This window comes from Mesorhizobium sp. WSM4849 (assembly GCF_055811385.1).
Genome location: NZ_JBVVPW010000039.1, coordinates 1 through 12224, shown reverse-complemented (window position 1 = coordinate 12224; position 12224 = coordinate 1). Strand labels below are relative to the sequence as shown.

16 protein-coding genes and 2 pseudogenes are annotated in these 12224 nt (G+C 60.1%); 10 read left to right on the top strand and 8 right to left on the bottom strand.

Annotated features, from left to right (window positions below):
• Positions 1–174: 174 nt before the first annotated feature.
• The gene (locus AC0L3L_RS30915; protein WP_473640915.1) at positions 175–420 is read right to left on the bottom strand and encodes a hypothetical protein; all 246 of its coding nucleotides are present in this window, start codon (positions 418–420) and stop codon (positions 175–177) included.
• A 551-nt stretch (positions 421–971) separates the two neighbouring features.
• Here AC0L3L_RS30915 and AC0L3L_RS30910 point away from each other — a divergent pair.
• The 6 genes and pseudogenes from AC0L3L_RS30910 to AC0L3L_RS30885 all read left to right on the top strand — a co-directional run bounded on the left by AC0L3L_RS30910 (position 972) and on the right by AC0L3L_RS30885 (position 4349).
• Positions 972–1286, top strand: coding sequence for a co-chaperone GroES (locus AC0L3L_RS30910; protein WP_473640913.1), 315 nt, complete (start codon positions 972–974; stop codon positions 1284–1286).
• Between the two features lie 50 nt (positions 1287–1336).
• The gene (gene groL / locus AC0L3L_RS30905; protein ID WP_473640912.1) at positions 1337–2980 is read left to right on the top strand and encodes a chaperonin GroEL; all 1644 of its coding nucleotides are present in this window, start codon (positions 1337–1339) and stop codon (positions 2978–2980) included.
• A 42-nt stretch (positions 2981–3022) separates the two neighbouring features.
• Positions 3023–3097 (top strand): annotated as a pseudogene (locus AC0L3L_RS30900) (NADH-quinone oxidoreductase subunit D-related protein); the annotation flags it as partial.
• Between the two features lie 49 nt (positions 3098–3146).
• A complete protein-coding gene (locus AC0L3L_RS30895) occupies positions 3147–3512 on the top strand; it encodes a 4a-hydroxytetrahydrobiopterin dehydratase (protein WP_095491315.1) in 366 nt (121 codons plus the stop codon).
• A 35-nt stretch (positions 3513–3547) separates the two neighbouring features.
• Positions 3548–3874 (top strand): antibiotic biosynthesis monooxygenase family protein, encoded by a 327-nt coding sequence (locus AC0L3L_RS30890; protein WP_473640910.1) that lies wholly within the window; start codon positions 3548–3550, stop codon positions 3872–3874.
• Positions 3875–3950: 76 nt separating this feature from the next.
• Entirely contained in the window at positions 3951–4349 is a 399-nt protein-coding gene (locus AC0L3L_RS30885; protein ID WP_473640909.1) for a phasin, read from the top strand.
• Positions 4350–4803: 454 nt separating this feature from the next.
• Here the strand turns inward: AC0L3L_RS30885 and AC0L3L_RS30880 are convergent, their stop codons facing one another.
• From AC0L3L_RS30880 to AC0L3L_RS30870, 3 genes are all read right to left on the bottom strand, one after another.
• Positions 4804–5568: an ATP-binding cassette domain-containing protein gene (locus tag AC0L3L_RS30880; protein WP_473640907.1), complete on the bottom strand. Its 765-nt coding sequence runs from the start codon at positions 5566–5568 to the stop codon at positions 4804–4806.
• The gene (locus AC0L3L_RS30875; RefSeq protein WP_473490004.1) at positions 5565–6719 is read right to left on the bottom strand and encodes an ABC transporter permease; all 1155 of its coding nucleotides are present in this window, start codon (positions 6717–6719) and stop codon (positions 5565–5567) included. Before AC0L3L_RS30875 ends, AC0L3L_RS30880 begins: the two co-directional genes overlap by 4 nt.
• Positions 6720–6796: 77 nt before the next feature.
• Positions 6797–7783, bottom strand: coding sequence for an ABC transporter substrate-binding protein (locus tag AC0L3L_RS30870; RefSeq protein WP_473490005.1), 987 nt, complete (start codon positions 7781–7783; stop codon positions 6797–6799).
• Positions 7784–7912: 129 nt separating this feature from the next.
• Here AC0L3L_RS30870 and AC0L3L_RS30865 point away from each other — a divergent pair.
• Positions 7913–8056: pseudogene (locus AC0L3L_RS30865) on the top strand (cation:dicarboxylate symporter family transporter); the annotation flags it as partial.
• Here AC0L3L_RS30865 and AC0L3L_RS30860 read toward each other — a convergent pair.
• Positions 8012–8134, bottom strand: coding sequence for a hypothetical protein (locus AC0L3L_RS30860; RefSeq protein WP_473640905.1), 123 nt, complete (start codon positions 8132–8134; stop codon positions 8012–8014). The pseudogene AC0L3L_RS30865 and the gene AC0L3L_RS30860 overlap by 45 nt on opposite strands.
• A gap of 114 nt (positions 8135–8248) precedes the next feature.
• Here AC0L3L_RS30860 and AC0L3L_RS30855 point away from each other — a divergent pair, with 114 nt between their 5' ends.
• Positions 8249–8686, top strand: a complete 438-nt coding sequence (locus AC0L3L_RS30855) for a hypothetical protein (protein WP_473640903.1) — start codon at positions 8249–8251, stop codon at positions 8684–8686.
• A 20-nt stretch (positions 8687–8706) separates the two neighbouring features.
• On the opposite strand, the gene AC0L3L_RS30850 is transcribed toward AC0L3L_RS30855, so the two are convergent.
• A complete protein-coding gene (locus tag AC0L3L_RS30850) occupies positions 8707–9087 on the bottom strand; it encodes a hypothetical protein (protein WP_473490007.1) in 381 nt (126 codons plus the stop codon).
• 55 nt (positions 9088–9142) lie between these two features.
• On the opposite strand from AC0L3L_RS30850, the gene AC0L3L_RS30845 reads away from it, so the two are divergent.
• Positions 9143–9304: a CBS domain-containing protein gene (locus tag AC0L3L_RS30845; RefSeq protein ID WP_473640901.1), complete on the top strand. Its 162-nt coding sequence runs from the start codon at positions 9143–9145 to the stop codon at positions 9302–9304.
• A gap of 756 nt (positions 9305–10060) precedes the next feature.
• Entirely contained in the window at positions 10061–10387 is a 327-nt protein-coding gene (locus tag AC0L3L_RS30840; protein ID WP_189501698.1) for an antibiotic biosynthesis monooxygenase family protein, read from the top strand.
• A gap of 328 nt (positions 10388–10715) precedes the next feature.
• Here the strand turns inward: AC0L3L_RS30840 and AC0L3L_RS30835 are convergent, their stop codons facing one another.
• Together AC0L3L_RS30835 and AC0L3L_RS30830 are read right to left on the bottom strand one after the other, a co-directional pair.
• The gene (locus AC0L3L_RS30835) at positions 10716–11387 is read right to left on the bottom strand and encodes an RraA family protein (protein ID WP_473640899.1); all 672 of its coding nucleotides are present in this window, start codon (positions 11385–11387) and stop codon (positions 10716–10718) included.
• A 13-nt stretch (positions 11388–11400) separates the two neighbouring features.
• On the bottom strand, positions 11401–12224 hold an 824-nt coding region (locus AC0L3L_RS30830; RefSeq protein WP_473640897.1), incomplete at its 5' end, for a C-terminal binding protein.

The following is a 12224-nucleotide window of genomic DNA, read 5'->3' as shown; positions in this document are numbered from 1 at the left end:
GTACCGTCGCAACTCACTCTCCATGTTCGCTCACGACGCGTTCGTCGGATAAAAGCCGGCGCCGTTTCGCAGCATCATTTTTGAAGCGGCTCGCATGGAAAGCCGCCGCCGTAGCGCAGACAGGCGCTCCCCACGCGGGGAGGCTGTGTTGCATGCGGGATGGTGCGGTCATGATTATCCAAGGTCCTTTTCGAGAGCGACGTCGAGGTCTGCTGGGCTGAGTTGCACCATCTGTTGCGCCGAACTCTGCAGGGCGATTGCCGGCAGGTGAATGAACGCGCCGACGCGTCGCCAGGCAAGCCTGGAGGATCCCCTCAATAGATCGACGCGGTAGTCTCCGGCAGGTTGCCACGCCTCAAAACCCGGCAGCCGGAACGCGGATGAAAAGTGAACGACGGTCTGCGTGGTGCGACTGGCCATGGGTGCTTTCCGCAGGAGCACGCCGACGCCCCTCCTGCATCTTTTCCATCCGAACCGGAAAGATCCCAATGCTGCCAGTACATCCGTGGTCAGCGCCAGTACATCCGTGGTCAGCGCCGTGGTTCAAAGGCTCGAACAGAGCGACATGCGCGCCGGGCAAGCGCTATACATTCGCTGTCGAAAATTCGGTGCTTCATGACGGGTCAGGGTCGCGGACCTATGTCGATCGGGTCCGCGAAAGCCAAATCGGCCAAATCCTCGCGATCTGTATGTATGTCTCTATGCACATTCAATCAAGGCTCAATAGGTTTGGTTCGTAATTGCGGATTAATATAGTCTGTTGTCGGCAAAATTAAGAGAGATGTATTACAATAAAATTGCTTATAGCTCCGGCTTTCCGACGGCCAAAAGCGCCGGTAACAACGACTGATTTACATTTCAAATATTTTCGGCTTGAGGAATTAAAAATTTGGCACTCCTATCATTCGAGTGCCAAAGGGGCTATGTTAAGTGTTGCAGTCGCTCTATGTGCGGCGGCAGAAAGAACCCCAATGAAATTCCGGCCACTCCACGACCGCGTCGTCATTCGGCGCGCGGAAGGCGATACCAAATCCAAGGGCGGGATCATCATTCCCGACACCGCCAAGGAAAAGCCTCAGGAAGGCGAAGTGATCGCCGTTGGGCCCGGCTCGCGTGACGAGAGCGGCAAGCTGATCCCGCTCGACGTCAAGGCCGGCGATCTCATCCTGTTCGGCAAATGGTCCGGCACCGAGGTCAAGATCGACGGCGAGGATCTCCTGATCATGAAGGAGAGCGACATTATGGGCATCGTCGAGAAGACCAAAGCGGCCAAGAAAGCCGCCTGACCGGGCGATTTCCGATCCCGCAATTTCAAGACTGAACTGGACGTAAAATCATGTCTGCCAAGGAAATCAAATTCGCTACCGATGCCCGCGACCGGATGCTTCGCGGCGTCGAAATTTTGAACAACGCCGTCAAGGTGACGCTCGGCCCCAAAGGCCGCAATGTCGTCATCGACAAGGCCTATGGCGCGCCGCGCATCACCAAGGATGGTGTCGCCGTCGCCAAGGAAATCGAGCTTGCCGACAAGTTCGAGAACATGGGCGCCCAGATGGTGCGCGAAGTGGCCTCGAAGACCAACGACCTTGCTGGTGACGGCACGACGACAGCCACGGTGCTGGCCGCTTCCATCCTGCGCGAAGGTGCCAAATTCGTTGCCGCGGGCATGAACCCGATGGATCTCAAGCGCGGCATCGACCTTGCTGTGGCTGCCGTGGTGAAGGACATTCAAGCCAGGGCCAGGAAAGTCAAATCTTCGGGCGAGATCGCCCAGGTTGGTACGATCGCCGCCAATGGCGACGCGTCGGTCGGCGCCATGATCGCCAAGGCGATGAACAAGGTCGGCAATGAGGGCGTGATCACCGTCGAAGAAGCCAAGACAGCCGAAACCGAACTCGATGTCGTCGAAGGCATGCAGTTCGACCGTGGCTATCTCTCGCCCTATTTCGTCACCAATGCCGAGAAGATGCGCGCGGAGCTGGAGGACCCTTACGTTCTCATCCATGAGAAGAAGCTCGGCAATTTGCAGGCGTTGCTGCCGATCCTCGAAGCTGTGGTGCAAAGCGGTAAGCCGCTGCTGATCATCTCGGAAGACGTCGAAGGCGAGGCGCTGGCGACGCTGGTCGTCAACAAGCTGCGCGGCGGCCTCAAGGTCGCAGCCGTCAAGGCGCCAGGCTTCGGTGACCGGCGCAAGGCGATGCTAGAAGACATTGCCGTGCTCACCGCCGGCCAGATGATTTCCGAGGATCTCGGCATCAAACTCGAGAACGTCACGATCGACATGCTCGGGCGGGCTAAGCGCGTGCTCATCGAGAAGGATACGACGACGATCATCGACGGCGCCGGCGAGAAGGCCACGATCCAGGCGCGCGTCCAGCAGATCAAGTTGCAGATCGAGGAAACGACCTCGGATTACGACAAGGAGAAACTCGAGGAGCGGCTGGCGAAGCTGGCTGGCGGCGTTGCTGTCATTCGCGTCGGCGGCGCGACCGAGACGGAAGTCAAGGAAAAGAAGGACCGCATCGATGATGCGCTGAACGCCACTCGTGCAGCCGTGGAAGAAGGCATCGTTGCCGGCGGCGGTGTTGCGCTTTTGCGCGCCAAGGCAGCTTTGACTGAGCTTACTGGCGCGAATGCTGACATGACGGCAGGTATTTCGATTGTGCTGAGAGCACTTGAAGCGCCGATCCGCCAGATTGCCGAGAATTCCGGCGTTGAAGGTTCGATCGTCGTCGGCAAGCTCTCCGACAGCAAGGATCACGATCAGGGCTTCGACGCCCAGAACGAAGTCTATGTCGACATGATCAAGGCCGGTATCGTCGACCCCGCCAAGGTCGTTCGCACGGCCCTGCAGGATGCCGGCTCGATTGCCGCGCTCCTGATCACCGCTGAAGCAATGATCGCGGACATTCCGCAGAAGGTTTCGCCCGCTATGGGTGGCGCAGGAGGTATGGGCGGAATGGGCGGAATGGACTACTGAGCGGCGCCTGAGACTATAGCCAGGACGACGGAAGGCCAGCGACGCGGGCACATGCGAGCCGATATCTCGGCGATCATCGGTTCGCTCGACATCGTGTTCGGGGAGATCGATCGATAGGCTCGTCGCTGTCGTATTTGCTGCTAAAAATGGTCTTGGAGACAAGAACATGACCGACACTCTTGCCGAGAAAACATGTACGCCTTGTCGCGGCGGCGTCCCGCCGCTCACGCGTGATGAAGCCCAACGCTTCCAGGCACAGGCTCCCGATTGGGAGCTGGGTGACGATGCCCACCGCATCCAACGGAGCTTTCGATGCCGCAATTTCCGGGACGCGCTCGCCCTTGTTCAGGAGATCGGTGAGCTCGCCGAAACCGAAAGCCATCACCCCGACATCAGCTTCGGCTGGGGTTATGTGACGGTTTCCCTGAGCACCAAGAAGATAAAAGGACTGCACGAGAACGATTTCATCATGGCGAGCAAGATCGATCGGGTGTTCGATCGCTCGGGACGGCCCCTCGACCGCCAGCAGTGACACGGCAAATCCATCGCCAATCTAGCGAGGTCCCTATGACACAGATCCGAGCCGACAACCAGCACGTCACCCAAATCACCATCGTCGATTCTGAACCGGACAAGCAGGCCGAGGCATTGTCGGTCATGATCGAGCGAGCGCGCTTTATGGCGCGCCAGCCTGGCTTCATCTCAATCAGCCTGCATCGCAGCCTCGACGGGCGGCGCATCGTCAACTACGTCCAATGGCAGAATCGCGATCTGCTGCGATCTGCTCATCAATCGCCGGAATTCCGCAAGGAGTGGGGTCATTTCGATCAGTTGACGGACGAGATCGATCCCAATCTGTACGAGGTAGCCCAGGTGATAGATAGTTGTCAGTAGGCGTGCTGTTCACGTGACCTGAACAGCACGGCCGAGACAGCTCGACATAAGCTGGCGAATTTGAGCCACGACGGCCATGAACGATCGCATTGTAACCGTTTTTGCCGCTGAAAAGGGCGTCGAACAGTCAAAAGAAGTTCTTGCCAAATTCAAGGCGGGCTCTGAAGACGCCCAGAAGGCTCTCGAGTCGAGCTTCGAAACCGCAAAAGCCGTTGGCAGCGATCTGTCGCTGAAGACAATTGCCGTTCTGCGCGCCAATACTGAAGCCGCCTTCTCGCACTTTGAAGCCCTAATTGCCGCTAAGTCGCCTTCCGAATTGGTTGAACTGCAGACCGCCTTCGTCCGCAAGCAGGTTGAAACGGCCGTCTCGCAGGCCAAGGAACTCCAGGCCGTCACGACCAAAGCCGTCGAGGACGTATCCAAGCCGATCAAGTCCGCCTTCGAGAAGGCGGTCAAGGAACTCAAAGTCGCCTAGCTTTTTCTTGGGCGGAGCCTTGGTCGCTAGCACACCGCCGACGATGAGCCGTCGCTGGGCTGGGTCGATCGCGGGCAGCCGGGCGACACCCTCGATCTGGAGTTGGACAACTGCGACGACGAGGACAGCCACGACGCCGAGCCTGACGGCGACGGCGAAACTGTCATGTGGCCTGACGACCTCAAATCGCAAGAAGTGCTGGTGCAGCAGAGGGAAATTCAGACGAGCAAACCACCAACTGGCGTTCTACGACCAAGCTCACGGACTTGCCGAACCGACGCTGTTTCGGCAAGTCCGTGAGCCGCAAGCCACGTATCGGGCACTGGAAAAATTCGAAAAGTCGGCCCACCTGTTCGAGGAGCCGGGTCCGGTGATAAGGAAGCGTCGTCCATTTCGACCAAAACGCAACAATGGCGTTCGGTGTCATCTGTTCCAGTACACCGAGCGCCGCCATCTATTGCACGCGCGTATCGTCCAGGGCGCCCACCATGTATTGCACAAGCTCCTGAGTATGCGTCCCCGCCGTCCGCTTCTCCGTCACCTTGTGCCCCCTGCGCATCACCATGAGGCGGTCTGAGACCGCGAAGACATCGGGCAGCGTGTGCGTGATCAGGATGACGGGAACCCCCTGGTCCCGCAGCTTCCTGATGAGCTCCAGGACCTTGTGCTGCTCGGGAACGCCGAGATTGTTGGTCGGCTCGTCCATAATCATCAACCGGGCGTCCCAATAGACGGCGCGAGCGATGGCGACGGCCTGACGTTGTCCGCCGGACAGGCTCTCGATCGGCTGCGTGAGGCTCGGGAATTGGATCGCCAGCGACTCCAGCGCCGCCCGGGACTCCCGAAGCATCATCTGCTCGTCGAGCGTCCGGATGAGGCCGGCGAGATAGCGCTTCTTCACTTCGCGCCCAAGGAAGATATTGGCGCTGACATCGAGATTGTTGGCGAGCGCCAGGTCCTGATAGATCGTCTCGATGCCCTGTCGGCGCGCGTCCATCGGGCGGGCAAAATGGCTGAGCCGGCCCTCGAAGCAGATCTCGCCTTCGTCCGGCTGATAAACGCCCGACACGCACTTGATAAGGGTCGACTTGCCGGCGCCGTTGTCGCCGAGCAGAGCAACGACCTCGCCAGGGTAGACATCCCAGCTTACGTCGTTGACGGCCACAAGGCCGCCGAAGCGCTTGGTCAGCTTCCTGATCGAAAGGACAGGCTCGGTCACGTCGGCGGCCCTCGTGTCGCCCGGCCGATAATCAGGTCTCGCGACTGGTCGATCAGGACGGCAACGATCACGACGACGCCGACGACGATGAATTGCCAGAACGCCTCGACGTTCAGCATGACGAGACCTGTAGTCAGCACTGCGATGATCAAAGCGCCGATGACGGTGCCCATCACGCTTCCGGCGCCGCCGAATAGGCTAACGCCGCCGATGATGACGGCGGCGATCGAGGAGAGAAGCAACGCATCGCCGATCACCGCCGAGCCGGCAGTGAAGCGGAGTGTCGACAGGAAACCGGCGATACCGGCCGTTGCGGAGGAGAGGATGTAGAGCGAGATGATATGGCGGTCGACCGGGATGCCGGCGCGGATGGCCGCCTCGACATTGCCGCCGATGGCGTAGGTGTGCCGGCCGAACTGGGTCTTTCGCAAAACGAAGATCGCGATCGCGACGATGATGGCGGTGAGCACCACGGGATAAGGAAGGATGCGGTCCATGCGACGGAGCAGCTCGCCGCTTACCTCCGGCGCTGCGAGGAAATACAGGCCGCCGGCCTCGCCGCGTATGAAATAGACGAGAGCGTCATTGCCATAGGCGCGAATTCCTGGAGGCAAGCCGATCACCGTTGTGTTCTCGGACATCAACAACGCGACGCCACGCACGATGAACGAGCTGCCCAGCGTCACGATGAAGGCCGGTACTTTCAGCTTGGCGATGATGACGCCATTGACGAAACCGACGACACTGGCGCCGGCCACCGCGGCGAGGAATCCGACGACGACCGAGGGAAAGAGCGGCAGTCCGGCATTGAAGACAGCGCGGATCGCCAACGCCGACAGCACCGAGGCGAGACTCATGACCCAGCCGACGGAGAGGTCGATGCCGGCGGCGATGATGACGAAGGTCTGGCCGAGGCCGAGCAAAAGTATCGGTGTGATGGCGACGAGGATGTTCTGCGAGTTGCGCACGGTGAGGAAATTGACGGCGCCAAAGCTGACGATCGGTACTGTCACGACGAAGAAGACGATCATCAGGGCGAGGAAAGCCCAGGCCCAGGACCGGCTCAGCGCCAGCACGAATCGCTTCGGCGGCGTTAGGGTTTGCGTTGCGGGGGCCATCTCCGCCTTCGCCTTCATTTCAACGCGGGCCACGAAAACCTCGTCCTCATGAGCGCACACGAGCTAATGCCGGGAGCACCGCTCCCGGCAGGCCAGTCAACCGTCGCCCGCTATTTGGCCGGAACCTGATAGACGAAGCGGGCAATCGCCGGGTCTTTGACGTTGTCCTTGTCGATGATGGCGAACCCGGTCTCGACACGACGCGGCAGGCTCGTGACGCCGGCAGCATCGGCCGCGGCGAACTGCACAGCCATGTAGCCCATGTCGAACGGTTTCTGTGCCAGCACCAGCGAGACGACGCCGTTGTTCATCAGCTCGATTGCCAATTGCGTCGCGTCATAGGCGACAACTTGAACGTGGCCGCCCAATCCAGCGTTGACGACGGCCGTTCCGGCGCCTTGAGCGCTGAACACGTTGGTGCCGAACACTCCGGCGAGGTCGGCTTCGCGTTCGAGGACCGCCGCGGTCTGTTGCGTCGCCTTGTTCTGGTCATCGAGATTGTAGTCCGGCCCGAGAACCTTGATGTCCGGAAATTCCTTCTCCATCACCTCCTTGAAGCCCTGCTCGCGACCCTCGACCGAGCTGACGTTCGGGTTCGTGGAGTTGATGTAGACAATACCCTTTCCGCCGATTGCCTTGGCGAGGCCCCGGGCTGAAATGCGTCCGCCTTCGACGTTGTCAGAGCCGATATAGCTGATCGGGAAGGTCACCGGGCCGTTCACGTAGTCGCCGTCGCCGAGGAACGTATCAACGGTGATGACCTTGATACCGGCGTCGACCGCCGCCTTGAGTGGACCGATCATCTGGTCCTTGTCGGTCGGCGCGGTCACGATGTAGTCGAGGTCGCCGCGCGCCACCATGGCGTCCAAAATCGGCGTCTGGGCCTCGACGCCCCACGTCTGCGGGATCTGCGTCACGACCTCGACGCCGAGGTCCTTCGCCGCAGCCTCAACGCCAATCTGCATCACCTGATAGAAAGGATCGACGACGCCAGGCAGAAAGCCGATCTTGATCTTGTCTTGTGCGGCAGCAGCCTGCGGAGCTGCCGCGAGAGCCAGCGCTGTGATCAGCGCAAGGCAAAGCTGTCTCTTGGACATTTTTCACCTCCCGAGTTGACTTTTGATGCTCGGCCGACGTTCACAGAGCGTCGCTGAAGCTTTGGCAATTTTAGCAGGTGCTGAATCGCTTGCAAAGGACGACTGTCCGTTGGCGGCGAAAGGCTGGGCCACATCTACATGACGTTGGCTGCCCTGTTCATCGCGCAGGCGACCAACGTCCACCTTTCGATTGGTGACCAGATCCTCCTGCTGCTTGTCGCGATGCTCTCATCCAAAGGCGCGGCTGGCACTACCGGCGTTGGGTTCATCACGCACCGAATATTCGTCGAGGTTGAGCTCCCGGTCACGGACGAAGATCCGTCCCGAGGTAGGCGGGAGCACTCCGGTCAATGAAGCCCTCCCAGCATCATCGTGATTGGACTTCACGATCGGTTGGTGTCACGCTGGCTGCAGGCATAAGAAGGATATGGGTGGACCAACTATCGTCCGAATAGGAGGGCCAAAATGAAACACCAGACGATCGAGCAACTGCAGATCGTCGCCGAGATCGATCAGGCCTACCCGCGCCAAGCCATGTCGCGCAGCGAACGTCTTGAACGCTGGGCGGAGCTCCTTGAACGGAACCCCGACCGGCGCCTCTCGACGCTGCACCAGACCGAGTATCAGCCGGTTAGAGCACGCGGGGCCATGCGCGGCGACGGCTCGCCGATCTCAGTCGCTTTCGAGGATCCTGTCCTCCGCGCCGCCGGGTTGGAAAACGACAACTACGGCGAAGCGAGGCGGTTCTTCGAACTGACCGACAGGCAATTGCATGAGATCATCTGCTATTGTCATTTCGGCGCGACGGTGAGCGCCGTAACGGCCGCCCATCACATCCGTGCGGCGATTGCCGGGAGACAGCCCGGCATGTTCGCTCGGATGCGTGAGGCGTTCTTCGGATAAGCCGGCGACGCTTCGCGGCATCATTGTTGAAGCGGGCTCGCCTGAGCCGGCGGACCGCCGTAACGAACAAGGGTGGCGTATTCGAGCGGCAAAAGGTCCCTCATCTTGTAGGCGACCTCGTGCAATTTGTGGCCTTCAGTTTCCGCATTATGTTGCGGTCGGAGAGCATCTGCGACCGCCGTCTGACGCGGCGTGAATTTGTCAGTGACGGAGTCGATTGTCTTCTGCTTGGCAAACACGCTGCTTGCCGGTACGAAAATGCCCCTGCCAATGCCAGATTGATCCTTGACGCATATTTCTATGTCGACCGAGACTGGAATATGGCCGCAGGTGCCACATTCGAGCGCTTTGAGGACTTGCGTGAGATCATCCCCTTCACCGAGGATCACCACCGGTGTCAAGCCGGACTCGGATACGAGTTTCCTGATTTCGTCGGCAACGCCGGGATCGATGATCTTGCCCGCTTATGTTGAACAGGATTGCAAAGGAACGGCAGAGGATGGTTTTGATGGCCGCAAGCCGACGGCGCGAGATGTCATGACTGCTGGCACCCATTGCTGCCGTGAAGACGATGACCTCGCCAAGGCCGTGCGACACATGGAGGAACTGAAATTTTGAATGTCACCAACCTGGTAATCTCTCCTGCACGCTCGCTGCGGAGCTCCACCAGACCGCATTTGCGTCAATGTCATAAATATTGGAGCCATCGCGACCGAACGCCAGGTTGTCCGGTTTCGCCAATCCGCCGGAATGTAGCCGAGTTGTCGATCAACGCCGCAAGGACGCTTCGACTGACACGGAGCGGGCTCAAATGAGCGAAGATATGCGGCCCGCAGTTCGTCAAATTCATTTGGATCGGAGCCGCTCGCTGGCCGTAGTGAACCCTGTGCAGCTTGGCTTCGACATCTTCGGATGCACGAAGGCTTGCCCGATACATTAGGAGGGCTTCTGCTGCTGCGGCTTCAAACGATTGCTGCGCGAACGACATGCCCAACGAAACCATCAGGGGCGTGACGGGGCCGTCAACCTGCTTGGGTCCATCCAGGTCACGATCGCTCTCACTGTGGCGGCGCTGCTGGTGGTGTGCCGCCAAACCAGCCAGCCGCATACGCAATGACGAGCAATACTACGATCGCTACTGCCACGCCGTACCAGAGACGCCTGTCGTTGAAATCCATCGTTGCCTCCTGATATTCCGCCACGTGTTGGCCACTGGGCGGATTCCGTGAGACTCGCCGCCCTACTTCAACCGGCTCGATTACGTCGCGCCGATGAACCAAGAGCATGCGTTCTGCCCGCCGGCCGAGAGACTACCTGGCATCGCCATTCCCAAACTCGGCCAGCTCATCCAACTGCCAATCTAGCGAGGTCCCTATGACACAGATCCGAGCCGACAACCAGCACGTCACCCAAATCACCATCGTCGATTCTGAACCGGACAAGCAGGCCGAGGCATTGTCGGTCATGATCGAGCGAGCGCGCTTTATGGCGCGCCAGCCTGGCTTCATCTCAATCAGCCTGCATCGCAGCCTCGACGGGCGGCGCATCGTCAACTACGTCCAATGGCAGAATCGCGATCTGCTGCGATCTGCTCATCAATCGCCGGAATTCCGCAAGGAGTGGGGTCATTTCGATCAGTTGACGGACGAGATCGATCCCAATCTGTACGAGGTAGCCCAAGTGATAGATAGTGGTCAGTAGGCGTGCTGTTCAGGTGACCTGAACCGCCGGGTCGAGACGGTCGACATGAGCTGACAAAGTCTAAGCCATGGCTGCCATGAACCATCGCGTCGTCAGCGTGTTCGGTGGAACCGGGTTTCTCGGCCGCCGCGTTGTTCGGCATCTCCGCAATGGTGAATTTTCCGTTCGGATTGCATCAAGACATCCGGAACGGGCCAAGATAATTGATGATACCGCTGGTGATCGATTTACGTGCCGATATTGATGCGTCTCTCGCCGTGCACGGGCGAACGGCGTCGCCAGAGGACAAGCATATAGGGGCCGGCCGGACGCGAAAAGGTCCTCGGTCTCAAAGACGACCGAACTCGTTAAGCAGCTCTTCAAGTGTTTTCCCTTGGGCGACCCATTCGCGGGTCTTCTGTTCGCGCGCTGCCTGTTCGCGCGCGAGCTCCACGACCGTTTCGGCGCTGGCTACCGGCACGACGGTCACGCCGATTGTGTCGGCAACCACGAAATCGCCGGGATTGATAGGTACGCCGCCGCATTGAATTGGCACGTTGATCGAGAGCTCATCCTTTCGGCCTGAATACATTGTGTGCGTGCCTCGCGCCGTGATGGCGCGGGCCCAGATCGGCCAGCCGATCGCCTCAAGCTCGTCGATGTCGCGGCCGGAGCCATCGATGATCATGCCGCGAATGCCGCGGTTCCTGGCGAGCCCGCCCATCAGCCCGCCGCACACCGAGGTCTGCCGGTCGCCGCCCGCGTCGACGACGATGATGTCACCATCCCTGCCCATCTCGATTGCCCTGAGCGGGTCGACGAGGTCTCCCGGAGAGAGCTGGACCGTGAGAGCCTGGCCGACGATTTTCGCCTGAAACGGCGGCTTGATCTCCGAATCCATCACGCCCTGGCGGTATTGCGCGTCGGCAAAGACGCATGAGGCGCTATAGCATTTGGCGACCTCATCGAACTTCGCAAGCAGCACCGGCTGCCGCTCGAAATCGTTGAACACTTTTAACATCGCATGACCTCCCTCATCTTCGTACCGGCGTTCGCGTCAGTTCCACTGCGTTAACCGGGTTGAGCGGCATGCCGCCGGTCAGCATGCGTACGACCTCAGACGCGGCGGTTTCGCGGGCAATTCGGATCGATTCTTCGGAATAGTACGCCGCGTGGGGTGTCACGATGACATTGGGGAGCGAGAACAGCGGATTGCTGCTTGGGTTCCACTTGGCGAGCTTGGCCGGCTCCTCTTCCGCATCATCCAGGCCGGCGCCGGCGATGCGGCCTTCGGTCAGCGCCCGATAGAGCGCGCGGTTGTCGATGGTCGGACCGCGACCGGTATTGACGATAATTGCCCCCTTCTTCACCTGCTGGAATTCCGCTTCACCGAGGAAATGCCGGGTCTCGGGGGTGATTGGCACCTGCATCATCAGAAAGTCGGAGTTTTGGAGGATCTCTGCCTTGCCGACGCGGCGCGCGCCTTTCGCCTCGGCGACGCCCTCCTCGATGTAAGGATCATGAACGAGGATATCGACGCCAAAGCCTTTGGCGCGCTCGGCAATCGCCTGGCCGATCTTGCCGAAGGATACAATGCCCATCGTGCGCCCCTTCAACCGATGGATCGGTTGCCCGGTCTGCCAACGCCAGATCCCTTCATGGGTCGCGACGTTGTACTGGAAAAGCTTGCGGGCGACCGCAAGCCACAGCCCGATCGCATGGTCGGCGACCTCGTCGGTGCAATAATCGCGGACATTGGTGACAAGGATACCCTTGGCGGTCGCGGGGGGGGGGGGGGGGGGGGGGGGGGGGGGGGGGGGGGGGGGGGGGGGGGGGGGGGGGGGGGGGGGGGGGGGGG